The organism is Streptomyces sp. NPDC048331, assembly GCF_043201215.1.
Classification (GTDB): Bacteria; Actinomycetota; Actinomycetes; order Streptomycetales; family Streptomycetaceae; genus Streptomyces.
Genome location: NZ_JBICYT010000027.1, coordinates 38,415 through 64,151, shown reverse-complemented (window position 1 = coordinate 64,151; position 25,737 = coordinate 38,415). Strand labels below are relative to the sequence as shown.

Annotated in this window: 23 protein-coding genes; 11 read left to right on the top strand and 12 right to left on the bottom strand. The window is 71.4% G+C overall.

The genetic code is table 11. The annotated features are described in order from the left end of the window. The first annotated feature begins 475 nt into the window (after positions 1-475). Positions 476-1,900: a PQQ-binding-like beta-propeller repeat protein gene (locus tag ACGFYY_RS30820; RefSeq protein WP_393714402.1), complete on the top strand. Its 1,425-nt coding sequence runs from the start codon at positions 476-478 to the stop codon at positions 1,898-1,900. A 16-nt stretch (positions 1,901-1,916) separates the two neighbouring features. Here the strand turns inward: ACGFYY_RS30820 and ACGFYY_RS30815 are convergent, their stop codons facing one another. After that, entirely contained in the window at positions 1,917-2,300 is a 384-nt protein-coding gene (locus ACGFYY_RS30815) for a hypothetical protein (RefSeq protein WP_393714400.1), read from the bottom strand. 75 nt (positions 2,301-2,375) lie between these two features. Beyond that, a complete protein-coding gene (locus ACGFYY_RS30810; RefSeq protein WP_393714398.1) occupies positions 2,376-2,759 on the bottom strand; it encodes a protease inhibitor I9 family protein in 384 nt (127 codons plus the stop codon). Between the two features lie 358 nt (positions 2,760-3,117). Here ACGFYY_RS30810 and ACGFYY_RS30805 point away from each other — a divergent pair, with 358 nt between their 5' ends. Then, on the top strand, positions 3,118-4,308 hold the full coding sequence (locus ACGFYY_RS30805; protein ID WP_393714396.1) for a S8 family peptidase: 1,191 nt from the start codon (positions 3,118-3,120) through the stop codon (positions 4,306-4,308). Between the two features lie 273 nt (positions 4,309-4,581). Further along, positions 4,582-5,763, top strand: a complete 1,182-nt coding sequence (locus tag ACGFYY_RS30800) for a S8 family peptidase (protein WP_393714394.1) — start codon at positions 4,582-4,584, stop codon at positions 5,761-5,763. 4 nt (positions 5,764-5,767) lie between these two features. Here the strand turns inward: ACGFYY_RS30800 and ACGFYY_RS30795 are convergent, their stop codons facing one another. Together ACGFYY_RS30795 and ACGFYY_RS30790 are read right to left on the bottom strand one after the other, a co-directional pair. After that, a complete protein-coding gene (locus ACGFYY_RS30795) occupies positions 5,768-5,965 on the bottom strand; it encodes a DUF397 domain-containing protein (RefSeq protein WP_393714392.1) in 198 nt (65 codons plus the stop codon). Continuing rightward, the gene (locus ACGFYY_RS30790) at positions 5,949-6,785 is read right to left on the bottom strand and encodes a Scr1 family TA system antitoxin-like transcriptional regulator (RefSeq protein WP_393714390.1); all 837 of its coding nucleotides are present in this window, start codon (positions 6,783-6,785) and stop codon (positions 5,949-5,951) included. The genes ACGFYY_RS30795 and ACGFYY_RS30790 overlap by 17 nt, the downstream gene beginning before the upstream one ends. A 116-nt stretch (positions 6,786-6,901) precedes the next feature. Between ACGFYY_RS30790 and ACGFYY_RS30785 the strand changes: the two genes are divergently transcribed. Further along, on the top strand, positions 6,902-7,123 hold the full coding sequence (locus tag ACGFYY_RS30785) for a hypothetical protein (protein WP_030766320.1): 222 nt from the start codon (positions 6,902-6,904) through the stop codon (positions 7,121-7,123). After that, positions 7,120-7,635 (top strand): amidase, encoded by a 516-nt coding sequence (locus ACGFYY_RS30780; RefSeq protein WP_393714388.1) that lies wholly within the window; start codon positions 7,120-7,122, stop codon positions 7,633-7,635. Before ACGFYY_RS30785 ends, ACGFYY_RS30780 begins: the two co-directional genes overlap by 4 nt. A 3-nt stretch (positions 7,636-7,638) precedes the next feature. Here ACGFYY_RS30780 and ACGFYY_RS30775 read toward each other — a convergent pair whose 3' ends face one another. Next, positions 7,639-7,842, bottom strand: coding sequence for a hypothetical protein (locus ACGFYY_RS30775; RefSeq protein WP_393714386.1), 204 nt, complete (start codon positions 7,840-7,842; stop codon positions 7,639-7,641). Positions 7,843-7,983: 141 nt separating this feature from the next. On the opposite strand from ACGFYY_RS30775, the gene ACGFYY_RS30770 reads away from it, so the two are divergent. Beyond that, on the top strand, positions 7,984-9,426 hold the full coding sequence (locus ACGFYY_RS30770) for a DUF308 domain-containing protein (RefSeq protein ID WP_393714384.1): 1,443 nt from the start codon (positions 7,984-7,986) through the stop codon (positions 9,424-9,426). A 7-nt stretch (positions 9,427-9,433) separates the two neighbouring features. Here the strand turns inward: ACGFYY_RS30770 and ACGFYY_RS30765 are convergent, their stop codons facing one another. The 6 genes from ACGFYY_RS30765 to ACGFYY_RS30740 form a co-directional block, all read right to left on the bottom strand. Beyond that, positions 9,434-10,021, bottom strand: a complete 588-nt coding sequence (locus ACGFYY_RS30765) for a GNAT family N-acetyltransferase (protein WP_393714382.1) — start codon at positions 10,019-10,021, stop codon at positions 9,434-9,436. A gap of 282 nt (positions 10,022-10,303) precedes the next feature. Then, positions 10,304-10,687 (bottom strand): hypothetical protein, encoded by a 384-nt coding sequence (locus ACGFYY_RS30760; RefSeq protein WP_393714380.1) that lies wholly within the window; start codon positions 10,685-10,687, stop codon positions 10,304-10,306. Positions 10,688-10,738: 51 nt separating this feature from the next. Then, positions 10,739-11,275 (bottom strand): hypothetical protein, encoded by a 537-nt coding sequence (locus ACGFYY_RS30755; protein WP_393714378.1) that lies wholly within the window; start codon positions 11,273-11,275, stop codon positions 10,739-10,741. Positions 11,276-11,324: 49 nt separating this feature from the next. Next, positions 11,325-12,848 (bottom strand): PTS transporter subunit EIIC, encoded by a 1,524-nt coding sequence (locus tag ACGFYY_RS30750; protein WP_393714376.1) that lies wholly within the window; start codon positions 12,846-12,848, stop codon positions 11,325-11,327. Positions 12,849-12,893: 45 nt separating this feature from the next. After that, a complete protein-coding gene (gene murQ, locus ACGFYY_RS30745) occupies positions 12,894-13,829 on the bottom strand; it encodes an N-acetylmuramic acid 6-phosphate etherase (protein WP_393714374.1) in 936 nt (311 codons plus the stop codon). A gap of 30 nt (positions 13,830-13,859) precedes the next feature. Next, positions 13,860-14,768 (bottom strand): MurR/RpiR family transcriptional regulator, encoded by a 909-nt coding sequence (locus ACGFYY_RS30740; protein ID WP_393714446.1) that lies wholly within the window; start codon positions 14,766-14,768, stop codon positions 13,860-13,862. 139 nt (positions 14,769-14,907) lie between these two features. On the opposite strand from ACGFYY_RS30740, the gene ACGFYY_RS30735 reads away from it, so the two are divergent. The 3 genes from ACGFYY_RS30735 (at position 14,908) to ACGFYY_RS30725 (ending at position 16,797) form a co-directional block, all read left to right on the top strand. Then, entirely contained in the window at positions 14,908-15,282 is a 375-nt protein-coding gene (locus ACGFYY_RS30735) for a hypothetical protein (RefSeq protein ID WP_365278143.1), read from the top strand. A gap of 7 nt (positions 15,283-15,289) precedes the next feature. Then, the gene (locus tag ACGFYY_RS30730) at positions 15,290-15,559 is read left to right on the top strand and encodes a DUF4031 domain-containing protein (RefSeq protein WP_030766289.1); all 270 of its coding nucleotides are present in this window, start codon (positions 15,290-15,292) and stop codon (positions 15,557-15,559) included. A gap of 338 nt (positions 15,560-15,897) precedes the next feature. Continuing rightward, positions 15,898-16,797, top strand: a complete 900-nt coding sequence (locus ACGFYY_RS30725) for a helix-turn-helix domain-containing protein (protein ID WP_393714371.1) — start codon at positions 15,898-15,900, stop codon at positions 16,795-16,797. Here ACGFYY_RS30725 and ACGFYY_RS30720 read toward each other — a convergent pair. After that, on the bottom strand, positions 16,794-18,038 hold the full coding sequence (locus tag ACGFYY_RS30720; protein WP_393714369.1) for a serine hydrolase domain-containing protein: 1,245 nt from the start codon (positions 18,036-18,038) through the stop codon (positions 16,794-16,796). The genes ACGFYY_RS30725 and ACGFYY_RS30720 overlap by 4 nt on opposite strands. 265 nt (positions 18,039-18,303) lie before the next feature. On the opposite strand from ACGFYY_RS30720, the gene drmD reads away from it, so the two are divergent. Then, positions 18,304-21,525, top strand: a complete 3,222-nt coding sequence (drmD, locus tag ACGFYY_RS30715) for a DISARM system SNF2-like helicase DrmD (protein WP_393714367.1) — start codon at positions 18,304-18,306, stop codon at positions 21,523-21,525. A 125-nt stretch (positions 21,526-21,650) separates the two neighbouring features. After that, positions 21,651-25,697 carry an Eco57I restriction-modification methylase domain-containing protein gene (locus ACGFYY_RS30710; RefSeq protein ID WP_393714365.1) on the top strand — a complete coding sequence of 1,349 codons (4,047 nt, stop codon included), beginning with the start codon at positions 21,651-21,653 and terminating at the stop codon, positions 25,695-25,697. Positions 25,698-25,737: the final 40 nt, after the last annotated feature.

Sequence of the window (25,737 nt, the reverse complement as noted above, 5' to 3'; positions counted from 1 at the left end):
CCTCGGCTCGCGCCTTACGGGTTTGTCTCGGTTGTGGGGCGGGGTTGCGCGCTCGTCCTGCGGGGACACCCCACCCCGTCCCCCCGCCCCTTCGGCCCGTGGCGGTCGAAGTCGCCCGTGGGGCGGGGACACGGAGGAGGGTCCCCGCAGGACGAGGCGCGACCTGGGCCGTCTTGCCGAGACATGCCAGCACGCGCCGAGCCGAGGAGACCCTCCTGCGGGGCCCCGACCCACACCACCAGCCCCGCCGGCGTTTGAGGCGCAGCCCCGGGCGCAGCCCGACCCGTACCGCACACCGCCGAGCACCCCGCAGGGGCACGGCAGCCCGAGCCGTACCGCACACCGCCGAGCACCCCGCAGGGGCACGGCAGCCCGAGCCGTACCGCGCACCGCCGAGCACCCCGCAGGGGACACCGCAGGGGACACCGCCGAGCCGCCCGCAGGGCGTTAGGCTGCGGGCGGGGGGATCATGGACATGGAACGACCGCGGGCCGCGCGGCTCTTGGGGCATCTCGCGTTCACCGCGGCCGCGGCCTTCGTGGCGGTGGCGGTGCTGTACCTGGTCCTCCTGGCGAAGTTGGTGTTCACCGACGGCCCCGGCCGCGTGTGCGGGATCGACAGTTGCCCGCGCGGCACGGGCACCCTCGCGGTCCTCGCCCCGCTGTGCGTCGCCGCCGCGTGGCTGCTGTGGCGTGTGCCGCGGAAGCGCGGGTACCGCCGTGTCCCGGTGCCCGTCCGGGTGATCGCCGTGTGCGTGGCGTCGGCCGCGACCGTGCCCGGTTGGCAGGGCTTCGCGTACGCGCGGGGCCCGCAGATGGACCTGTCCGGTTGGCAGCAGGCCGTACATCCGGCGGCCGCCCCGGTCGGCGTCTGGGCGCCCCGCCTCGGCATGGTCGTACGGGCCCGTACCGACGGCCTGGTCGCCTACAACGGGGAGGGCCGCAAGGGTTGGCGGTTGCCCGCCCCGGAGCGTACGCCGCTCTGCGCGATCAGCCGCACGACCCCGTCGGACATCGGCCTCCTCACCTACGGGGAGAGCCCGGGGACGTGCGGCTCCAAGATCGTCGCCGTGAATCTGGCCGAAGGCCGAGCCGAGTGGACCCGGGACGCCGGCCGGGCGCTGGTGGCCGCGGCCGGCGCGAGCGCCGTCGTGGCGGACCGGGACGCGGTGACCGGCCTCGACCTGCACAGCGGCGACGAGCGCTGGCGGGTGCCGATTCCCGCCGACTGCACGGTGAAGGCCGTCGACGGCTCGGAGCAGCACGCCTTGTACGTGGAGGAGTGCGGCGACGCGGCCCGGATCACCGCCGTCGACTCCCGTACGGGGGGCCGCGTTTGGCAGACCGCGATGCCCACGGCGAGCCGGTTGCGTGAGGTGCGGGTGCTGTCCGCCGTCCCGCCGGTCGTCCGCGTCACGGAGACGGCCGAGCGCGGTATGGACGCGGTGCTGCTGTTCGGTGCCGAGGGTCGGCTGCGCGGTTTCGTACCGGCTTCCGGTCCGGCCGGGGACCTGCTGTCCGAGCCGGCTCCGGTGCTGACCGGCGAGCTGCTGATCACCCCGGTGAAGCAGGGGAAGGAGAACGGCGTGTCCGCCTACTCCCTCACCGACGGCCGGCACGTCTGGCACGCGGGTTTCGGCGACCAGCTCGTACGGGGGCTGGCCCCGAGCGGTCCGGGCGAGGTGGGCGTGGTGACCTCCGGCCGCTGGTGGACGTACCTCTCCCACCGTGGCCTGGCGGACGGTAGGAGCCGGGCGGTGCCCACGGTCCTGCGTGACCTGCCGCTGGGCGAGCGGTTCGCCTTCTATCCCGGCCCGCCCGGCTCGTACGTCTTCGTCAATCTGGACCGCAAGGGGCTGCTGCCGCCGATCTTCGACATCGACCCGGTCTTCGGCTGGTGACGGCGGCCGGCCCGGGTCAGGTCCCGGCGGCGCGGAAGCGGGCGAGGAGTTCCTGGGAGGGCGGAGCGTCCACGTCGAAGAACTGCGTGGCCAGGTGGGGCGGGACCGCGGGCCCGTGCGTGCGGACCTCGTGGCAGCCGAAGCAGAACGCCGCCTCGAACAGGACGTTTTCGAGGGCCTTCTCGTAGCCGCGGATGCTCCATCCCGGTGAGAAACCGCACCGGTGTTGCTCGCTGCCGGGCAGGGTCCCGATGAGCGCCAGGGCGTCGGTCAGCTCGCTCCCGACCCAGTGGGCGACGGTCTCGCCCGGCCACGGGGCGCCCACCTTCTTCGGCCGGGCGGAGATCCGTACCACCTCGATCAGCGCGGTGTCGGCCAGGATTTCGGTGGGGAGCTGCATGAGCGCAGTCTCCCCGCGGACCGGATCGAGGGCCAGGACTTTTCGACCGCCTCGCCCGCCGGTACCGATCCCCGTTCACCTGCCTCCGGGCCCCCATCCCCCGTACTCGCCCCGGCCGGGGGCGTCGTCGCCGCTCGCCGGGCCGTCCGCCTCGACGGACTCGACGTCCGGCATCGCGCGCAGCGCCGCGACCTGCTCGGGGCTCAGGTGGGCCGCGAAGCCGTGCAGGACGGTGCGGTAGACGTGCAGGGGGGTGGCGCCGACGCGCTCCGCCACCTCGGCCGGGTCGCTGTCCTTGCGTACGGTCACGATGTAGGTGGCGTGAGCGGCGGCGGTGGCCGTGGTGGTCTGCGGTACGGGTTCCCGCACGGCGGCGGTGGCCGCGCAGGCGGGCAGGGCGGCGACGGCGGCCAGTACGACCACGGCCATGGGCAGGGCTCGGCTCGGACGTTTGCGCATGGGGCGAGGCCATCACGGACCGCGGTGCGGTTCAACGAGGTCCCGGGGTGAGGCGGGGGCACGGGCGGCGCACCGGCCGCGCGCTCCCTGGTGTGGGGGCGGGCCGTACGGGTGATCCCGCCGGACCGGGCGGACCGGGACGGTCGGGGCGCGGCCTCGGGGGGACAAGGCCGGATCGCCCGGGGCGGGTGCGGCGGACCGCGCCGGGCGCACACGGGTCGGACCGGCGGCCGGGTGAAGGAGGGTTGTGCGACCCGTCCCGGCGTGGCAGCGATGTGAGGGAGGGCCACACCCGCCGGAGGCATCGGCGCCGTGGGGGCGGCCCGTTCGTGTCCTCACCGGCCAGGGAGTTCCTGTCATGCGCCTGCTCGCCCGTCTGGCCGTCGCGGCCCTGCTCGCCGTCACCCCGGTCGGGGTCGGTACGGCCTCCGCCGTGGCTCCGGAGCCGCCTGCCGCTCCGCTGGTCACGTCCAGGGACGCCGTGCCCGGCCGCTACCTCGTGACCCTGGCGGAGGGCCACGATCCGGCGGAGGTCGCCGAGGCACTCGGCCTGCGGCCGTCCTTCGTCTACACCTCCGCGTTGAACGGCTTCGCCGTGCCGCTGACCCCGCTCCAGCTGACGGCCGTACGCAGCAGCCCGGAGGTGAAGTCGGTCGAGGAGGATGCGAAGGTGCGGTCCGTACCGACGCCGAGCCGGGCGGGTGCGATCCGTGAGCCGGCGGGTACGTGGGGCCTGGACCGGATCGACCAGCGGGACCTGCCGCTGGACGGCGGTTTCACGACCGCGGGCGACGGCGCCGGGGTGACCGCGTACATCCTCGACACCGGCATCGACTACGCGCACGAGGAGTTCGGCGGGCGCGCCCGCTCCGGCTTCGACTCCGTCGGCGACGGCCGTGACGGGGCGGACTGCCTGGGGCACGGTACGCATGTGGCGGGGACGGTCGGCGGTCGGACGTACGGCGTGGCCAAGGGGGTGAGCCTGGTGAGTGTCCGCGTCCTCGGATGCGACGGTACGGGCACGTGGTCGGCGGTCGTCGCGGGCCTGGACTGGGTGGCGGACCACGCCGAGCAGCCGGCCGTGCTGAACGTGTCCCTGGGCGGCGAGGTGTCCGACACGGTCAACAGGGCCGCGACCGAAGTCGCCGACCGGGGTGTGCTGCCGGTCGTCGCGGCGGGCAACTCGGCGAAGGACGCGTGTACGGTCTCGCCGGCTTCCGCCGACCGGGTGTTCACGGTCGGCGCCTCGGACGACAAGGACGAGCGGACCTCTTTCTCCAACTTCGGATCGTGCGTGTCCCTCTACGCGCCGGGCCAGGGTGTCGTCTCCGCTCTGCTCGGCGGTGGCGGGGTGGCCCACGACGGCACGTCCATGGCCACCCCGCACGTCACCGGGGTCGCCGCGCTCTACAAGGCGGCGCATCCGGAGGCCGGCCCGGCGGAGTTGAGCGGCTTCCTGACGGACGTGTCGACGCAGGGCGTGTTGAAGGGCGTCGACGCGAACGGCCCGAACGGCCCGAACCGGCTGCTGTTCACCGGTGGTCTCTGACACCTGTCCGTCACGTCGCCCGTACGAATGAATCTTCCGGGGGAGTGGCTTGGGGCCGCGACCCCGGGAGGGTGTTGGGGATGACCCTTTCTGCACAGGGCCTACGGAGGACCCGCGAGGCCTCCCGGCGTATGGGCTAGGCGGCGGCGGGCGGCTCAAGCCCGTACCGCACCGGACCCGATGAAGGGGAGGGCCGCGCTCCGGGAGGCTTTCGCCTGTGAGGAGCGCGGCCGACCCACGCCACCGCACCACGCACTCCAGGGAGCTCCCTTCATGCGTCAGCTCGCAGCCCTGACCGCCGCCGCCCTCCTCGCGATGACCCCCGTCGTGGCCGGCGCGGCTTCAGCCGACACTCCCGAGCCGACCCCGGCGCCGCTGCACACGTCCGTGAACGCCATCCCCGGCAGCTACATCGTCACCCTCGACCAGCAGGTCGCCCCGGAGGCGTTCGCGCGGAGGCTGGGTCTGCGGGCGAAGTTCACCTACACCAAGACGATCAACGGCTTCGCGGCGGCCCTCACGGCGGAGCAGCTGAGGTCCGTCCGCGGGGCGCACGGTGTGAAGTCCGTGACGGAGGACGCGACGGTGACCGCCCCGCCGACGCCCACGAAGGGCGTCCAGACCAAGTCGCCCGCCAACTCCTGGGGTCTGGACCGCATCGACCAGCGGTTCCTGCCGCTGAACAACGACTTCAGCGCCAACCGCAGCGGCCAGGGCGTGACCGCGTACATCGTCGACAGCGGCATCGACTACACGCACCCCGACTTCGACGGTCGCGCGCGCTTCGGCTTCGACGCGATCGGCGACGGCCGCCGCGGCGCGGACTGCAACGGCCACGGCACGCACGTCGCGGGCACGGTCGGCGGGACGACCTTCGGCGTGGCGCGCAAGGTGAGCCTGGTCAGCGTCCGGGTCCTCGGCTGTGACAACCGGGGCGCTTGGTCGGGCATCATCGCGGGCTTCGACTGGGTGGCCAACAACGTCCGCCAGCCCGCCGTCCTGAACGCCTCCCTGGGCGGCGGGCGGCTCGCCGCGGTCAACGATGCCGCGACCGCCGTGTCCGACCGGGGCGTGCTGCCGGTCGTCGCGGCGGGCAACGACAACCGCGACGCCTGTCAGGTCTCGCCCGCGTCCGCCGCGCGTGTGGTGACGGTCGGCGCGACGAACCGCTTCGACGAGGAGACCGACTTCTCGAACTGGGGCACCTGCCTGGACCTCTACGCCCCGGGCAAGGACATCGTCTCCGCGCGTCTGGGCGGCGGCAGCGTGGCCCTGGACGGTACGTCCATGGCCGCGCCGCACGTCACCGGTGTGGCGGCGCTCTACAAGTCGGAGCACCCGAACGCGCTGCCGGCGGAGGTGGCGGACTTCCTGGACGAGGTGTCGACGAAGGACATCGTCCAGAACCTCAGCGACGACAGTCCGAACAAGCTGCTGTTCACGGACGGCCTCTGAGCACTCAGAGCGCCGCGACGAACCGGGCCCAGGCCTGCGCGTGGAACACCACGTGCGGGCCTTCGGGCCGCTTGGAGTCTCTGACGGGGACGAGGTCGGGGCAGCCGTCGGCCACCTCGAGGCAGTCGCCACCGTCGCCGCCGCTGTAGCTGGACTTGTGCCATGTGGCCGTCGAGAGGTCGTACTCAGGCGTGCTGGTCATGTTCGTAATCCTCCGCGACGGATTCGATCAAGGCCAGAGACTTGCGTGGCGACAGCGCGTTGGCCGTGAGCAGATCGTAGGTCAGGGTGTGTTGGGTGACCGTGGCCGGATCATCGAATAGCTGCCCCGTTCCCATGCCTTGAATGTAGGCGAGCGGTGGCGCGTCCTCGAAGGACATCAGCTTGAGGGAGCCCAGCATGCCCGCGTGGACTCCCGCGCTGAACGGCAGGACCTGAACGATGATCCGGCGCGATCGGATCAGTCTCGCGATGTGCCGCAGGGCCTCGGCCAGGATCGCTGGCGTGTCCCCGGACCGCCGCAGCACTGCCTCGTCGAGGACGCACCACAACAGTGGGGTTGTTGGGTCATTGAGCAGGGAGGCCCTGGCCAGACGGTTCGTGACCAGCTCGTCGACGGCCTCCTCCGAGGCCGTCGGCTGGTACGCGCGGAACACTTCTCGCGCATACGCTTCGGTCTGGAGCAGCCCGGGGATCAACTGCGGTGTGTACTCCCGGATGGTCTTCGCCCGAGCCTCTGCTTCGGCCGCCTCCGCGAAATGATCCGGGTACTTCGACTCGGCCGCCGCTCCGCAGTTGCGGACGAAGAAGCCGCCCGTGTCGAGGATCTCGTCGATCTGGCGGGCGAAGTCGAGATGCATGCGACGCGTCCCCGCTTCGAGCTGGCCGATGAACGAACCGCTCACGAAGAGCCGTTCGCCGAGTTCGGCCTGGCTCATGCCCGCGCGTTCGCGCGCTACGCGCAGCTCCGCGCCCAGGAGGGCGCGGGGGGAGGAGGAGGGGTCGAGGTTCTTCCGTGCCATGGCAACTCCGTTAGCAACACGTCTGGTTGTTGCGGGGTCCGCACTTGAAAGGCTAGTGAGCGCGTCGCCACTCTGTGTGAAGAAGTTGAATACTCAGAGTAGAAAGGTGACATGTCATGGTGCTCTCCCCACAGGAGCGCATGCAGGCGGCCGAGGAGGCCGTCCGGCAGTTGCGGGAATCGCTCGCCGGGGTCGGGGTGCTGTTCCCCTCGTTGGACGTGGAACGGGTCTCGGCCGCCGGTACCTACGGCCTGCCGCTGGTCGACCTCGGCCGCTGCAACCTCGACACCGCGCTCCGGCTCGCAGCCGTTCTGCACGAGCGGGCGGGGGGCTCGTGAGCGAGGCCGTGGAGGCGGTGAACTTCGCCTTCGAACTGGGCTGGAAGCTGCGCGGCTTGGAGACGGCCCTGGCCCCGCGCGGGGTGTGCGGGCCCGAGGCCGGGGATCCGAAGCCGCCTCCGCCGGCCGGGTGGCAGCGGTTCACGCTGGTGCACTGCCCGCTGGAGGGCTATCCGGGGTTCGACGATCCGCGCTACGAAGGGCTCAGGGCGGCCCCGCCGCAAGGGTGCGCTGTGGAGGACCTCGGCGGATGCCTCGGGTTGCGGTGCGAGCGGCCGGGCGGGCGGCTCCTCGACGCGGTCGCCGAGCTGTGCGCGGAGATCCGCAGCCAGTACGGGCTGCTCATGACCGGCCTCGGCATCGACAAGCTGTGGGAATGGTCCGAGGACGGTACGGACGGATGGGGCGCCGAGATCGTCGGGCAACTGCTGCTGATGGCGGCCGAGCGCGGTCCGAGGCTCGGTTACGAAGTCGACGACCTGACGCGGTTCCTGCGTACCTCGGCCTGCTGAGTCTCACGTCTCGGTGATGAGTTCGCCGTCGTGCACGCCGCCGTTGCAGGTCCATTGGCCGGTGGCGGAGTCGTACTCCACCGCCCCGTGGGCGGCCGTGCACTTCGGCCCTGGGATGGCCGGTGCGGCGGCCTGTGCGACGGGGACCGCGACGCCGAGAGCGGCCAGTACGAGGGCGGCGGCGAACGCGGGGATTCGGGTGCGCATGGGAACTCCTTCGGGGGCGGGGGACACCGACGCGTCACCACCAGCCTCCCCCCGGGGCGCGGCGCTTGCATTCCGAAAGAGGGGGGCGCACAAGGGGGCGCACGAGAAGCGCCCTCGGCGGGGACGCGGCAGTCTGGAGTTATGGCGAACACACGTGAGGTGTCCGTGGGCGCGCCGGATGACCTCGGTATGCGGGACGTTCTGATCGACGGCGACTCGGTGGGCGGGGTCTGGTCCGACAGGGAACTCAAGAGGCTCCTGAGTCGTGAAGGCGTGGAAGAAGGACATCCCGTCCAGTGGCTCGGCGGAGACGCCACTGTCTGGCCGGACCGGGCGTGGATGCGGCGAACCACCGGCTTCTTCGTGGTCGTGGGCCTCGTCGCGACCTCGTATCCGCTCTTCCGGATCGGCATATCGGACAGCGGTAGTGCCCTGACCTACGGCGGACGCATCGCGGGGCTCACCATCATTCTGGTGGGCGTCGTGGAGTTGGTTGCCGCCTTGGCCGCCGTCGACTTCTGGGAAACGCGGCGATGGCGCTACTCGGGGGTGGCCGTTCTGATCGGGGTCGTGATCGCCCTCCTCTGCGGCATTTCCGTGCTCCTGCTGCAGATCGGCGAGCGATTCACCGGCTATACGGTCATCGGGATAGCCCTCGTCGTCTGGGCTTCGGTGGTCCTGGTCGAACTGGTCAAAGCGCGGGCCTGGAAGGGGCTCCGCATTCCCAAGAACATCGCTATCGGCGTGATCATTTCCACGCTTCTGGCCGGTGCCAACCTGGCGTACGCGCAGATCTATGTTCCCTACGTGACGGAGCCCCTGATCCTGACCGGGGCCGAGTTCAAGGAGTCGAACATGGACAAGGCGGCGGCGAAGATGTACGTGACGGTCCATCTGTACGTGAAGAACGCCGGTCAGGTGCCCGTCTACATCCTGGGCAGCATCTACTGGATCAAGGGTCAGCCCGCGAGCAGTACGCCGGTCGACAAGAAATCCAGATCTGAATTGATCTACGACGGAGAATTCGTCAAGCCGGACGGTCACGTGCTGAATCCGGGGGAAGAGGTCGCCCAGGACGCGGTCATCGAGGTGAAGGATCCCGCTCCTCGCAAGTTCGAGGCAGTCAGTGCTCAGAGCGAGGTGTACGTGATCAGGAAAGACAGAATGAAGATGACCGGGGACTACGAGCAAGCCAGGCTGACGGGTCCGACGCTCCAGGGGGCCTTGAAGGCAGGGGATCCGCCCGATCCGAAATACAAGTTCCGGGCCGAGATCTCGAACAGCAGTGAGATTCTAAACGTGATCCGAGCTCCACAATGCGTCACGGTGTGGAGACTGGGTGGGCGGGCGCCTCTCGTCCTCGTGGACGTGTCCCCGCCGGACCAGCGGATACGGTTCGACAGCGAGCGGCCGGAGCTGGATCGGAAGGCCATCGAGCGCTACGGACTGTCGCAGGTCCGCGGTGCCATGGCGCAGACGCCCTACCGGGAGCTCCTGGAGAAGGCCGGCGCCACCGAGAAGGCCGAGGCCCCGACTCCGACCCCGAGCCCTACCCCGCCCTCGCCCCCGCCTCCGGCCCTGTGACCTCGTCTCACTCCGGGGTGTCGGTGCGCAGGCGGGCGTGGAGGTGTTCGTCGTGCCAGCCGTCCGCGTGCAGGAGGGCGCCGCGCATGGTGCCCTCCAGGGGGAATCCTGCCTTCGTCGCGACGGCGCAGGAGGCCGGGTTCGCCACGGAGTGGGTGATGATGACGCGGTGCAGGCCGAGGTCCTCGAAGGCCCACCGCGCGAGGCGTTCCGTGGCGGGCACCATGACCCTGCGGCCGCGTCCGGCGGGCAGCAGCCAGTACAGGATCTCGCCGCTGCCGCCCGCGAGATCGAGGTCGGAGATGCCGATGAGTCCGACGGCCGGGCCTCCGGCGGGGGCGACGGCCCAGATCGCGGCCTCCTCGTCCTGCCGACGGGCGCTCCACCGGGCGATCCTCTCCTCGGCCTCGGCCGGGGAGAGGAGGTCGGGCCGGTTCCAGTGCCGGATGTCCGGGTCGCGGCAGGCTTCGACGAGCGAGGGGACATCGTGGGCCGCCCAGGGGCGCAGCACCATGGCGCCCGGTAGTTCGAACTCCGGATGCGGCAGGGCGCGCAGCCGACCGGCGGGGACCACGGGGGGTATGGAGTTGATCATCCGGTCATCATTCCCGACCGGTCCCGTTCCCCGCACGCGGCTTCGGCCAGGGGTTCTCGGCGGCGAGGGTGACGGAGGGTCAAGACCGGTGCTACGGGCCTCCCCGAGGGGTGTCCACCGACCGGCCGCACCGGCCCGCCCGCGGCCACGTGGTGCCGGCCGAGGCCGCCGTCACGGCCGCGCTGTGGACCGCGGTCGGCACGGTCGTCTCGACCGGTTCCTTCCTGGTCTCCCAGGCCGTCCAGCGTTCCCGTGCCCGTGGCGAAGTGCTCGGCGGTCTCGTCAGGAGCCCGCCGCGCGCATGCGCATGCGGAGGAACAGGGCGTACGGGGAGTCCGAGGCGAAGGTCTGGCGGTGCAGCGGCTCCGGGACATCGGGGCCCCAGAGCCAGGCCATGTCGCAGCCGTAGCAGAACGCGGCCTCGTACAGGGGCGGCCCGGCCGGGTCGGCGTACGCGCGGATGCCCCAGCCGGGGGCGAACCCGCACAGGGTGAGGTCGGCGGTGGGGAGCTTCCGTACGGCGCCCAGCATCTCCGTGACGGCGGCGCCCTCCCAGTGCCCCACGACGGGCCCGGTCATCGGGTCGCCGTGCCGCTCGGGACCGGCGGTGATGCGTACGACGTCGATGCGGGTCGTGGCGGCGACGGCGTCGGCGGGGAGCTGCATCCGCACAGCATGGCGGGCCGGGTCGGGCCCGTGGACGTCGGGGCGGCCGGCTCAGAGCAGGTGGTGGATCAGACGGCAGCGGGGACCGAGGTGGGTGTGGAGTTCGCGGAGGAAGGCGTCGCCGAGCGGGGGCCAGTTGGTGAACCGTACGGCGAGGTCGGCGACGAGCACGGCCCAGTGGCCGGTCCAGTCGCCCAGGAGCGCGGCGGCCCCGCAGTGCGCGCAGGTCACGAGGGGCTCGTCCCGGTCGAGCCAGGGCAGGATGAGGGCGGTGTGCGCGTCCGCGTCGAGCGGGACGGCGCAGCGCGGGCAGCCCGGCGGGGTGTAGTTCCCGCCGGGGTCGTGGATCTGGCGCCGGTCGAGGATGTCGACGCCGTCGCCGACGGCGCCGTCGACGCGGCGGTCGGCGAGGGCCGTCGCGGCGGCGGGGCCGGGGTCGTAGCGGCTCGGCCGCCAGAGCGGGTCGGGCCGGTCGTTGGGCCGGATGACGCCCTCTTCGAGGAGCCAGGCGGCGGTGGCGGCGGCTCGGTCGGGGGCTTCCCGAGCGGGGACGGTCAGCTCCGCGACGATGATCGCGCTGTCGCTCATGGCCGCGATCGTAGTGGCGGGAGCGGAGGTGCGGGGGTGACCGTCCCGGTCAGTGGGTGAGTACGGGGGGTTTGCCGGGCTGGTCCACCGGGGTGGCCGGCGGTTCGTCCTCGCTCCGGTCGAGCGCCGCGAGCTGGGCACGGCTCAGGCCGAAGAAGTAGGTGGCGGCGAAGCCCACCAGGTAGCCGACCAGCAGGCCGCCCGCGTAGACGGCGAGGATGGTCCCCGCGCCGGCGCGGCCGTCGAGCAGCGGGAACAGGGCCCAGCCCGAGGGGCCGATGGCGGTGGAGCCGAAGGACATGCCCAGTTGGCCGAAGAGGCCGACGAAGGCGCCGCCGGCCGCGCCGCCGACGCAGGCGGTGACGAAGGGGCGGCCCAGTGGCAGGGAGACGCCGTAGATCAGCGGTTCGCCGACGCCCAGGAACCCGGCCGGGAGCGCCGACTTGATGGTGGCGCGGAGCGAACCGTTGTGGGGGAGGCGGTAGTAGACGGCGATGGCCGCGCCGACCTGGCCCGCGCCGGCCATGGCGAGGATGGGCAGCAGGACGGTGTAGCCGTCGTGCTCGATGAGGGTGGTGTGGATGGGGATGAGGGCCTGGTGCAGGCCGAGCATCACGAGGGGGAGGAAGAGGCCGCCCAGGATCAGGCCCGCGAAGGCGCCGCCGTGGGCGAGGAGCCGGTTCGCGAAGGTGCCGATGGCGGCGGAGGCCTCACCGGCGAGGTACATGAGGCCGAAGAGGGTGACGAGGCCGGAGATCAGCACGGTGAGGGTGGGGGTGACCAGGACGTCCAGGGTCTCCGGTACCCACCTGCGGCACCACTTCTCCACGTACACGGCGAGGACGGCGGCGGCGAGCGCGCCGAGGACGCCGCCCTGGCCGGGCTTGAGTTCCAGGCCGAAGGCGTCGATCTTCGCGACGCCCGGGAAGACGATGATCGCGGCGACCGCGCCGCCCAGGATCGGCGTACCGCCGAACTCCTTGGCCGTGTTGTAGCCGACGAAGACCGCGATCAGGGACATGAAGCCGGAGGCGATGGCGGCGAGGGCGGGGACGACGGCGGGTACCCAGCCGAGGTTGGTCAGCAGGCCGTTCAGGCCGGCGATGATGCCGCAGCCGATCAGCGCCGGGATCAGCGGGACGAAGATGTTCGCGATCCGGCGCAGGAACAGCTTGAAGGGCGTGGCGTTCCTGGCCTTCTGAGCCTCCTTCAGCGCCGCGCCCTGGGCGGCGAGGTCGTCGGCGGTGATCGTGCGGGTGGTCGGGGCGGCGGGGGTGGCGGAAGCGGCGGGGGCCTTGGTGGCGGCCGCGCGGGTCTCCTCCACGAGGGCCTCGAACTCCGGGGTCACGCGGGCGACGGCGCCCGGGCCGAGCACGATCTGGTAGCTCGCCCCGTCCTCGACCACGCCGAGGACGGCGGGGAGGGCGCGCAGGGCCTCGTCCTGGACGAGCGTGCGGTCGCGCAGCGAGATGCGCAGGCGGGTCATGCAGTGCGCGATGGAGGTGATGTTGTCCGGGCCGCCGACCAGCGGAAGGATCGCGGCGGCGGTGGCGCGGTTCTTGTCAGTGGTCATGTGGGATCGCCTTGCGTCAGGAGCCGGAGGGCAGGGGGTCGGGGGTCAGCGGCGAGGGGTGAGGGCGAGTTCGAGGGCGGCGCGCAGGTGGCCCCGGGAGGCGGCGAGCAGTTCGGCGGCCGTGGGGCCGTCGACTCCGCCGAGGACGACGAGGACGGCGTTCTTGACCTCGCCTCCGGTGGCGGCGAGGGCGGCCTCGATCTCCTCGTCGGGCGCGCCGGTGGCCAGTGCCACGATGCGGCGGGCGCGGGCGCGCAGCTTCTCGTTCGTGGAGCGCATGTCGACCATCAGGTTCCCGTAGGTCTTCCCGAGGCGGATCATCGTGATGGTCGAGATGAGGTTGAGGACGAGCTTCTGCGCGGTGCCGGCCTTCAGGCGGGTGGAGCCGGTGAGGAGTTCTGGTCCGACGACGACCTCGATGCCGTGGTCGGCGGCCGCGGCGAGGGCGGATCCGGCGTTGCAGGAGAGCCCGACGGTGAGCGCGCCGCGGGTACGGGCGAACTCGACGGCGCCGATCGCGTACGGGGTGCGGCCGGAGGCGGAGATCCCGACGACCGTGTCGCGCGGCCCGATCTCCAGCGCGGTCAGGTCCGCGACGGCCGACTCCGGCGAGTCCTCGGCGCCTTCGACGGCCTTGACCATGGCGGACGGGCCGCCCGCGATCAGGCCGATCACGTCGCCGGGGTCGGTGTTGAAGGTGGGCGGGCATTCACTGGCGTCCAGGACGCCCATCCGGCCGGCCGTGCCGGCGCCCGCGTAGACCAGCCGGCCGCCCCGGGCCATCCGTTCGGCGATGGCGTCGACGGCGGCGGCGATGGGGGGGAGCTGCGCGGCGACGGCGGCCGCGACGGTGGCGTCCTCGGCGTTCATGGTGCGGGCGATGTCGAGGGTGGAGAGGCGGTCGATCTCGGCGAGTTCCGGGCGGAAGGCCTCGGTGGTGATGGTGTCCAGCTGGGCTCGGAGGTCTGCGTGGGCGGTCATGGGTGGCTCCCTGCCGGCGGGGTGGACGGGTCAGCGGGCGGTGTGGCGGTGGGTGAGGGCCTCGTAGGAGGCGGCGAGGGCGGGTGCGGCGGTTTCGTAGGTCTGCTGCGCGACGCCGACGAAGAGGCAGTCGACGACGAGCAGCTGGCTGGTCCGGCTGGACATGGCGGCCGGGCGCAGCTGGGTCTCGCGGGCGGCGGAGGTGGCCAGGACGAGGTCGGCGTGGCGGGTGACGGGGCTGCCGGCGCGGCCGGTGAGGGCGAGGGTGGTGGCGCCGCGTTCGAAGGCGGTGCGCAGCGGTTCGATCACGTCGCCGGTGGTGCCGGAGTGGGTGATCGCGACGGCGACGTCGCCGGGGCGGAGCTGGACGGCATTGGTGACGGCCAGGTGGGGGTCGCTGTGGGCGTGGGCGATGAGGCCGATGCGCTGGAGCTTCTGGGCGAGGTCCTGGCCGACGAGGGCGGAGGCGCCGATGCCGTAGATGTCGATGCGGCGGGCGGTGGCGAGCGCGGTGACGGCGGCGGCGAGCTGGGTGAGGTCGAGGGCGGCGGCGGTGTCGGTGAGGGTCTGCGCCTCCTCGCGGGCCAGCTTGGCGACGACGTCCGCGAGCGGGTCGTCGACGGCTATGTCGACGGTGACGGCGGGGGCGGCGCCGGACTCCTGCTGGGCGGCGAGGGCGGCGAGCGCGAGGCGCAGGTCGCGGTAGCCGGGGTAGCCGAGGAGGCGGGCGGTGCGTACGACGGTGGCCTCGCTGGTGCCCGTGTGTCGGCCGAGGGCGGAGACGGTGAGCCGGGCGCAGGCGGCCGGGTCGGCGGCGACGGCGTCGGCGACGGCCTGCACGGAACGGGGCAGGGAGGGGCCGAGGCTGCGGATCCGGGCCCGGAGGGCGTGCGGCGGGGGAGGCGTGGCCGGGTCCGGGGCCGGGCCCGCAGTGGTGATCGTCGGGCTTTCGGCAGTTTCTTTTGTGTTCTGACTCACTCCTGAAATTTATTTTCATGGCGGGGTCCGGTCAATACGCCATTGGGCCTCCGGAAAGAGGGCCTTCATCGCCGGGCCCTCGCGGGTCCACAATGGGCGCATGGACCACGCGACCCCCCTGGAACAGGCGCTGCACGTCGCCCGTGCCCTCGTTCTCGCCGATCTCGCCGCCGGTGAGGTCGCCGATGCCGATGTCGTCTCCCTCGTCGAGGACTCGGTCACGCACCGCCGGTGGTGGGTGGAGCAGTGGCCGGAGGGCGTCGACTACCTCGCCGGACTCGTCGCTCAGGACGTGAAGGACGCGCTGCTGGAGAAGTACGGACGATGGCCGCTGTGCCCGGTGTGCAACCACGGCGACCCGCACGCGCTGGACGTGGAACCGGAGCTGGGACCCGATCCGCACTGGGTGTGCTCGGAGGCGGGCGTGAAGGTGGCCGCGATCGGCGGCCTGGGCCCGGTCTTCGGCCTCCGGTGAGCCGCCGGTGACCGTCTACATCGACCCGCCGACCTGGCCGGGTCATGGCCGCATGTGGTCGCACCTGGTCAGCGATGTCTCGTACGAGGAGCTGCACGCCTTCGCGGCGGCCATCGGCTGTCCGCCGCGGGCCTTCGAGCGGGACCACTACGACGTGCCCTCGTACCGGTACGCGGACGCGGTCGGCGCCGGGGCCGTGGAGATCGGCAGCAAGGAACTCGTCCGTCGGCTCACGGCGGCGGGCCTGCGCCGGCCGAAGGGTCGGCCGGCGGCGTAGCCCCCCCGTCCCGCCGTCTCCCCGCCGTCTCCCACCGGTACGTCCGACCTGCGAATGTCGTGCGCCCACCGGAGCCCGGCCGGCGGGTCTCCGGTGGCGTGGGCGATCCCGGTATTCAAGACACGGGAGAGAAACAACCGCACCGAACCCCACCCCCTCCCTCCCGTGACGGGACTCTCACTCGCTTGAGTGAAAAACGCCAACTTGGCTGGCTTCGGGACGGGTTGCCTGATCTACGCTCAGCGCGAGACACACAACACCGCTGACATACGTCGGCCCTCGCCGGGACGGCAATCCCGATGCGAGGGCCTGACCACCAAGGAAGAGACGACTTCCCGATGGGTACCCAGAACACTAGCGTGCGCCCGCACGCCCTGCCCCGTAACGACGGGGAAAACCACCCGTCTCGGCGCGCCCCCGCACACGCGCGAGCCGGCGGGGTCATCCACGACAACGTCCGCCACACCGTCCGCTTCACCGTGGTCGGCAATCACCTCTCCCAGCACGCCGAGCTGTCGCTGGTGGCCATCGGCCTGTCCGTCCACATCCAGTCCCTTCCGGCCGGTGCGCCCGTCGACATCAGGACCCTCGCCGCCCGCTTCCCCGAGGGGAGGACCAAGATCGCGGGGGGTCTGCGCGAACTGGAGACCCACGGCTATCTGCGCCGCACCTGCGAGCGCACCAGCGGCGGCCGCGTCGTCACCCGCACGGTCTCCTGCAATCACCCGGGGCGGTCGGGCGCCACGGAGGAGTCGAAGCCGAAGCGGCGGCCCCGGCGCCCCGCCCGCCGGGAGGACGAGCCGCCGCGCCGGGCCCTGCCCGCCGTACCGCAGCCCGTGTACCCGACCCCCGACCTGCTCCGGATCGCCGTCGAGGTCCTCTCCGGCCTCCGCCACGGGGATCCCCGTCTCCTGCTCTCCGGCACGGATGTCGAGCACCTCACCCCCGGAGTCGCGGCCTGGCTGGAGCGCGAGCTGCCCCCGAGCGCCGTACACCACGCCCTGACCACCGGCCTGCCGTCGGAGCCCCTGCACCGCCCGGCCGCCCTCCTGGCCCACCGCCTCGGCGCCCAGCTCCCACCCATGCCGCCGTTCCGCGCCGTGGAGCCACCCGAGGCCGTCAGATACCCCCTCCGCAACTGCCGGACGTGCGACCGCGGCTACCGCGGCCCGTCCCCGAGCACCTGCACCGGCTGCAGTGCCACCAGCCGCAGTGCGACCGGCCGGGCGGCGGGCTAGGAACTCGGCTTCGGGTTCGGGTCCGGGGCCGGGGTCGACGAGGCGGACGGTTCCGGGACGCCGTTGGGTTGGGCCGCCGACGGGAGGCCCCAGACGTGTTCCGGGGTCACGATCTTGGTGACGGTGGTGGCGATGAGGGAGCTCAGGTTGCCGAACTTCCCGTCGACGTCGGTGTTCACCACGATCACCAGGGTGGCGCGGTCCTGCGGGAGCCGGACCGCGATGGTCTCGTAGCCGGGCAGCTCGCCGTTGTGGCCGATCCAGCCGTCGATCTCGGCGATGCCGAGCCCGTAGCCCACGCCGGGGTGCCCGGTGGGCAGCATGCGCAGCCGCTGGGCCTGGGTGCCCGGCTCCAGCAGCCGGTCGCCGTCCGGCAGCTTCCCGGTGACCAGGGTCGGGACCCAGGAGTGCAGGTCGTCGATGGTGGAGATCACCGCGCCGGCCGCCCAGGCCCAGGACGGGTTCCAGGTGGAGGCGTCGACGGTCGCGCCGTCCGGGGTGAAGTTCGTGTAGCCGTGCACGAACGGCGACGCGATCTCCGAACCGGTCGGCAGCGAGGTCGAGTTCAGGTCGGCCGGTGCGAGGACGTGCTGCTCCAGGTAGGTGTGCAGGGGCTGGCCGCCGACCTTCTCGACGAGCAGGCCGAGCAGCACGGTGTTGGTGTTGGAGTACTCCCAACGCGCGTCCGGCGGGAAGTTGGCCGGGTGCCGGAAGGCGATGTCCAGCAGCTCCTGGGGGGTCCATTCGCGCTGCGGGTCGGCCTGGTACGCCGCCAGCATGCGCGGGTCCTGCGTGTAGTCGTACAGACCGCTGCGCATCTCGGCGAGCTGCCGGACGGTGATCTTGTCGCCGCCGGGCACGCCGTCGAGGTAGGTCGAGATCGGCGCGTCGAGCCGGACCTTCCCCTCGTCGACCAGTTGGAGGACGCCGGTGATGGTGAAGGTCTTGGTGACGCTGCCGACACGGGTGTGCATGTCGGTCTTGATGGGGACGCCGGTGGCCTTGTCGGAGGTGCCGAAGGCGCGTACGTAGGGGTCCTCGCCGTCGATCCACAGGCCGATGCCCACACCGGGGATGTCGGCCTTGCGCATGGCGGCGGTGATCGCGTCGTCGAGCTGCTCGGCGATGACGGGGTCGATGTCGATCCGGCCGGGCGGGGCGGCGGGGGCCTGGCCCGCGCACAGCGCGGTCAGCAGCAGCGACGCGGCTGCCAGGACGGTGGGCGTGCGGTACCGGCCCATGCAGGATCACCCCTGACGCTCGTCCCCGAGCGGTCCCCGACTCCCCGAGCGGACCTTCTCATCGTAGGAACCCGGCACGGGGGCGGCGACCGGGACTGTCGTCAGGCGCGGGTGGGAGCTTCGAGGGCTCTTCGGAGAGATCCATCCATCTATGAACATTCCACATCTAGACTCGTACGACCGTAGGGAAGGGGCGTTCGTGGCAGGTGGGGGAATGAGCGAGATGACCACGCAGACCGCACATCCGAGTCCGTCGGCTGTGCCAGTGCCGGCCCCAGGGCAGCGGGTCACGGTCCGCCACCGCCCATGGGTCGTCACCGATGTGGTCCGCTCGACCGCCGCCAGCGACGACCCCGCACGTGCCGCAGAGGCCGCCACCACTCACTTGGTCAAGCTGTCGTCTCTCGAGAGTGACGGCCGGGACGAGGAGCTCCGGGTCGTCTGGGAGCTGGAGCAGGCGACGGACATCCACGACCAGTACGAGCTGCCGTCGCCCGTCAACGGCTTCGACGAGCCTGGTCGGCTCGACGCCTTTCTGGACGCGGTGCGCTGGGGCGCCATCGCCTCCGCCGACAAGACCGCACTGCAAGCCCCCTTCCGCTCCGGCGTGGAGATCCAGGACTACCAGTTGGACCCGGTGGTCCGCGCCCTCTCCATGCCTCGGACGAACCTCCTGATCGCCGACGACGTCGGCCTCGGTAAGACCGTAGAGGCCGGCCTCGTGATGCAGGAGCTGATGCTGCGACACCGTGCCCGCTCCATGCTCATCGTGTGCCCCGCCGGCCTGACACTTCAGTGGCGCGACGAGATGCGAGACAAGTTCGGCCTGGACTTCCGCATCGTCGACACGAAGATGATGCGCGAGCTCCGTCGGGCGGCCGGCCCGTACGCGAACCCGTGGACGCACCATCCCCGACTGATCGTCTCGATCGACTGGTTGAAGCGGGAGCGTTCGCTGCGGATGCTGCGCGAGGTGCTGCCCCAGGTGCCGGAGTACCCGCGTGCCTTCGACCTGCTGGTTGTGGACGAGGTACACACTTGTGCCCCTTCGGGGACGGGCAAGTACGCCGTGGACTCGCACCGCACCCAGGCCGTGAAGCTGCTGGCCCCGCACTGTGAGCACCGACTGTTCCTCTCTGCGACGCCGCACAACGGCTTCCTGGAATCCTTTACCGCACTCCTGGAACTGCTGGACGACAACCGTTTCGCCCGGGGCGTCAAGCCATCGAGCGAGCAGCTCAGCCGGGTGATGGTCCGCAGGATGAAGACGGACCTCCCGCCTCTGTGGAACGGTAAGCCGCGCTTTCCGAAGCGTGTGCCGCACGCGCTGGAGATCGATCACAACGACGGAACGCGCGAGGCGTACGCGAAGCTGGCGGAGTACGCCCGCTCCCGCCGCGGAGACCAGGGCGAGGGGAAGGCGGGCCGGACGGCCGCGGACTTCGTGACGACGCTGCTGAAGAAGCGCTTCCTGTCATCGCCGAAAGCGTTCGCGGAAACCGTCCACACCCATCTGAACACGATGAAGGCCCGGCAGGCGGGCCCGGCGACGGGACCCGTGAAGGAGCCCACCCCGAGTGTCCGCGTGCTGCGACCACTGATCGACGGCATCGAGGAGGCTGAGGAGGCGGACGAGGTGGAGCAGGCCGAGGCGGCCCGGCGCGCCTTCACCGCGGCCCGTCAGGCGATGCGTCCGCTCACCGATCGGGAGCACGGCCTGCTCAAGGAACTGGACATCTGGGCGGCCGAGGCCGGGAAGCGCGCGGACGCCAAGTTCGAGCGGTTCCGGGAGTGGTTGGACGCCATCGTCTGCCCCGACGGGCCGAAGGGCGCGTGGGAGGACGAGCGGGTCATCGTCTTCACCGAGTACCGCGACACCCAGCGCTGGCTGTACGGGCAGCTGCTGGCCGCCGGCTACCCGGCGGAGCGGATCACCCAGCTGTACGGAGGCCAGGAACGGGACGAGCGGGAGCGGGTCAAGCAGGTCTTCCAGGAGAGCCCGGACCTCTCGCCCGTACGCATCCTGCTCGGCACCGACGCGGCCAGCGAGGGCATCAACCTCCAGGCGCACTGTCATCGGGTTCTGCACTGGGAGATCCCCTGGAACCCGAACCGGTTGGAGCAGCGCAACGGCCGTGTGGACCGGCACGGGCAGAAGGCCGACCAGGTGGACGTGTTCCACTTCGTGCCCCGGGGCTGGCAGGGCTTCGCCCCTTCGGACGACCATGCCACGGACTCCGGCTACGAGGACGGCGCCCTGGAGGACGAGCTGCACTTCCTCGCCGTCGCCGCGCGCAAGACCGAACGCATCCGCGAGGACCTGGGAAGCGCCGGCGAGATCATCGCCGCGCAGGTGGAGCAGAAGATGCTGGGCCGCCGTTCCAGCTGGACCACTGCCGACGCCGAGATCACCAGGCGGTCCGGGAAGGCCGTACTGAAGGTCGAGCGGGACCTGGCCCGGGACCTGGAGCGCCTGGTCGGCGCCTTGGCCGACAGCCGTCAGGAGCTGCACCTCACCGCGGCGACCATCGAGCGGGTCGTCCGTACGGGCCTGCTGCTGGCCCATCGCAAGGACCTCGCCGAGGTTGCCGACCCCCAGGCCGGGCGGGGGGCCCGCTGCTTCCGGCTGCCAGAGCTGCCCGGCGCCTGGGCGCGGGCCCGCAACGACGGCCTGAAGCACCCGCTCACCGGCACGGAACGCCCGGTCGTCTTCGACGAGGCGGATGCCCGCGACCGTACGGACGTGGTGCACCTGCACCTGGGCCACCGGCTGGTGCAGATGTGCCTGCGGCTGCTGCGGGCGGAGCTGTGGTCGGCGGACGCCTCGGCCAAGCTGTCCCGGGTCACGGCCCGCGTGGTGCCGGACGGGCTGCTGCGGCAGCCCGCCCTGGTCGCGCACGGCCGGGTCGTCATCACTGGTCGCGGTGGTGCGCGCCTCCACGAGGAGGTGATCACGGCCGGCGGACTGATCGACGGCGGCAAGCTCGCGCAGGCCAAGAAGGACGAGGTCGAGGCGTGGCTGGCGGCCGCGACCGAGGAACTGCCCGCGGACGAGGTACGGGCCGAGCTAGCCGACCTGTGGCCGCAGCTGGAGGACCGGCTCGGCCGCGCCCTGAACACACAGGCCAACCGGCGTTTCCGGTCCCTCGAAGCGCTGCTCGCCAAGCGGTGCGAAGAGGAGGTCGACGGCATGCGCGCGGTTCTGGAGGATCTGAGGCAGTCGATTCGGGACCGCCTGGACGATCAGGGACACTGGCAGCAGGAGTCGCTGTTCGACATCGATGACGAACGGCGCCAGCTGCGTGCGGACCGTGAGGCTCTGGAGGAGCGCTGGAAGCGGCTGCCGCAGGTGATGGAGACGGAGACGGCGGCGCTGCGCCGCCGCTGGGCCGACCCCTCACCCCGCTGGTTCCCGGTCGCCGTTACCTTCCTCGTCCCCCGTTCCCTCTCGCCCGCCACCGCCACCGCTCGCCAGGAGAGTCGCTGATGCCGACCGCCGCCCCCATCGCAGGGAAGAAGTACCCGCCGAAGGGCTTGGTCCGCACCCCCGCCGAGCAGCACGAGGACTGGCTGCGGCTGCTGCGCCCGGATGGCCCGTTCATCTCGCTGCCGGTGCTGCTGGGCGCCTTCGAGTCGGGCCTCGACACCCTTCCGGACGAGACCCGTGGGCGGCTGCGGCAGGCATGGGCGGAGGTACAGGAAGACCCGGACCTGCTGCGGTCCTCCTGGGAGCGCCTCGTCCTGACCGAACTGCTGGACTGGCGTGCGCCGGGCCTGCGCGAGGGCGCCGCGATCCCCGAGTCGCTGCACGCCGGCGGGAACACGCCCGATGCCGTCCTGCTCGGCCCCGGACAGTCGGGCCTCGCCCCGCGCGTCCTGTTCTTCCGTACGGACGGCTGGGGTGACCGTCTCAACCGCTCACGCGGCGAGCAGCCCGGCCTCATCGACCGCGCTGCCGAGCTGTGCCGGGCACGGAACGTGCCGCTGGCCCTGGTCACGAACGGCCGTGAGTGGGCTCTCGTACACGCCCGCCCGAAGGAGGCGACGACCGTCGCCGTCTTCGACGCGGACCTGTGGTCCGAGGAGCCGATCCTGGCCCGCGCCTTCGCGAGCCTGCTCGCCGCCCGCCGGGTGGTGCGCCCGCCGGTCGACGCCGAGGGTAAGCCGTCCGACTCGACGGCGGGCCTCTTCGAGCGCACCGCGAAGGCCCAGTCCGACGTCACCGACACCCTTGGCCGCCAGGTCCGCGAGGCGGTGTCACTGCTCGTCGCCGAGGTGTCCCGCCTCGACCGGGAGGCCGGCGGCACTCTCCTCGGCGGCGTCCCGGCGAAGGACGTCTACGAGGGCGCGCTCACCGTCATGATGCGCCTGGTCTTCCTCCTGTACGCCGAGGAGCAGCGCCTGCTCCCCGCCGGTGACGAGCTGTACGACGCCTCGTACGCCGTCGGCCCCCTCCACGAGGAACTGGCCACCGCGCAGAGCCTGCACGGTGACGAGCTCGGTGACCGCGTGGAGGCGACCTGGCCGCGCCTGCTCGCCGTGTTCGCCGCGATCCACGGCGGCTGCACGCACGACCGGCTGTGGATCCCCGCCTACGGCGGCTCCCTCTTCGACCCCTCCCGCTTCCCCTGGCTGGTCGGGGCCAGGGTCACCGACCGGGTCGTCTACGAGATCCTCGACGCCCTCCTGACTCTGCGCGCCCGCAAGGGCTTCAAGGGCCGGGAGCGCCTCTCGTACAAGGGCTTGGACGTTGAACAGATCGGCCACGTCTACGAGGGTCTGCTGGAGTACGGCTGCCACTGGGCGGACGAGCCGTACGTGGGCGTCTCCTTCGGCCGGGACAAGAAGTACGAGGCGGTACTGCCGCTGGCCCGCCTGGAGGAATGGCAGACGGCCGGAATCCTCGCGGACGAGGTCGCCGCCGCCTCCGGCACGAAGCCGGCGACGGTGACGGCCGCGCAGGCCAAGTCGGGCGCGGTGACGGTCGAGCTGGAGACGGCTTGCGGCAGCGACCCCGACCTGGTGGAGCGGGCCGCGGCCTTCTCCGCCTTGTACGGGCTTGACCTGCGTGGCGAGCCCAAGGTGTGGCCGGCAGGCTCGGTCATCGTGGTCCGCTCCGGCAACCGCCGAGACACGGGCACCCATTACACCCCGAAGGCGTTGGCCGAGGAGGTCGTCGAGCACACCCTCGCGCCGCTCTGCTACTCGCCCGGTCCGGTTGAGGGCGCGGAGCCGGGCGTCTGGCGGGCCAAGTCCGCGGACGAGCTGCTGAAGCTGCGGATCCTGGACCCGGCGATGGGTTCAGGTGCGTTCCTGGTCTCCGCCTGCCGGTACCTGTCCGACCGGGTCGTGGAGGCATGGCTCCGGGAGCCCGAGCTCCCGCCCGAGATCGCCCGGGACGTCGACCGCGACGACCACGAGCAACTGCACCAGATCGCCCGGCGGCTGGTCGCGGACCGCTGCCTGTACGGCGTCGACCGCGACCCCATGGCGGTGGAACTGGCGAAGCTCTCGCTGTGGCTGGTGACGCTGGCGAAGGGACGGCCGTTCTCGTTCCTGGACCACGCACTGCGCTCGGGCGACTCGCTGGTGGGGGTCATCGACGTCCGGCAGGTCAAGATGTTCCACCTTGAGGTCGACGGACGGCAGCAGAGCGCGGAGGTCGAGCGCGCCCTGGACGTCACGGAAACGCTGCTCTCGGAGGCGGCGGAGCTGCGCCGGAAGATCGAAGCCATGCCCGTGGACGACATCCGGGTGGTGCGCGAGAAGGCCGATCTGCTGGCGCAGGCCGTGTCACGCAGTGAGCGGCTGCAGCTGGCGGCCGACGCGGTCGTGGGCGCGGCCCTGGCCGCCGAGGGCATCTCCGACGAAGAGGCGTCCGACATCTCCGGCGAGGAGAACGTGGGCGGCGCGAGGGGCGCGGCCCGCTTCCGCGACGCCAAGGAGGACGCGAAGTCTCGGGCATACCGGAACCGGCTGGAGTCGGTGGCAGGGCTGGTCGCGACCGCTCTGGAGGGCGGGGCGGGGGCGGCTGCCGCCGAGGGCCAGGCGCGGAAGATCGTCGACGGCTGGCTGAAGGGCCCCCGTGCGGCGGCGGTACGCCCGCTGCACTGGCCGCTGGAGTTCCCGGAGGTCATGGGGGTGGGGGGCGCCACCGGGTTCGATGCGGTGGTGGGGAACCCGCCGTTTGTGGGCGGCCAGAAGCTGACGGGGGCATTGGGGCAGGACTACCGCGAGTACCTGGTTAACCGGATCGGCGGCGGCAAGCGGGGCAGTGCGGACCTGTGCGCGTACTTCCTGCTGCGGAACCTGTCGCTGGCTCCGGGGGGCCGCACGGGGATCATCGCCACGAACACGATCGCCCAGGGCGATACGCGTGAGGTGGGGCTCGACCAGGCGACGGCGGACGACTGGACGGTATACCGGGCGGTGAAGTCGCAGCCGTGGTCGGGGACGGCGGCGGTGGTTGTGTCGCTTTTGTGGTTGGTTGGGAAGCTCGGAACGAGTGAGGTCGCTGTTCTGGACGGTAACGACGTGCGGGGGATCACGCCAGGGCTCGATCCGGCATCACGGGTGTCGGGGGCGCCCTATCGGCTGGTGGCGAATGAGGCTCAGTCTTACATCGGCTCATACGTGCTGGGCACGGGTTTCGTTCTTGCGGTGAATCAGGCGAAAGAGCTGATCGCGAAAGACGCGAAGAACGCAGATGTGTTGTTTCCCTACCTCATTGGGAAGGATCTGAACCAGCGTCCGGGAGCGACTGCAAGCCGCTGGGTAATCAACTTTCACGACTGGTCGCGGGAAAAGGCAGCCGAGTACCCTGATGTCTTCGGGATCGTAGAGCGGAAGGTCGAGCCAGGCCGGGCAAAGAACAATCGTAGCGTATATCGCGACTACTGGTGGCAGTACGCCGAGAAGCGCCCTGCAATGTTGCAGGCACTTGCGGCGCTTCAGCATGTCGTTGTCATTGCGCGCGTCAGTAAAACCGTGATGCCAGTCCGGGTCCCGACAAGCCAGGTCATGAGCGAGCAGGTGGTCATTTTCCCGACGGACAGCGCATCTCAACTGGCCATGTTGTCGAGCTCCATGCACTACTGGTGGACCCTCAAGAACTCTGGCGACATGCGCGGCGACCTCAGATATGCCCCTTCTGACGTACATGAGACGTTTCCGCGCCCAAGTGAATCCGCCAACACTCGCACAGCAGGCGAGGCCCTAGAAAAGGCCCAGCAGAAGGCTATGTCCATTCGGAACATAGGGCTCACCTCTCTCTACAACCTTGTGCATGCTGAACTCGAAACTGCCGCCGACATCGAGGCGGTCAGGAAAGCGCACGTTGAGGTGGACCAAGCCGTTGCCGAGGTGTATGAGTGGGCCGCTCTCAACCTCAAGCACGGGTTTTACCCGACCTCGCAAGGCGAACGCTTCACCATTGCTCCCGACGTCCAGACCGAGGTCCTGGACCGTCTCTTGGAGCTGAATCACGCCCGTTACAAGGAGGAGCTGGACAAGGGGCTGCACACGCCGGAGGCCAAGCGTCGGCGGGCTGCTGCTCGCAAGGCCAAGGCGAAGGCGCGTGCCGTCGCGCGCGAGCCGGAGAGCGCTTCCGAGGGGTTCGACGACGGAGGGCTCTTCCCTCGGCCGGATGCCCTCTTCTGAGTTGTACGACCACGCGCCCCGCGCCTGCGACAGCCAGGTG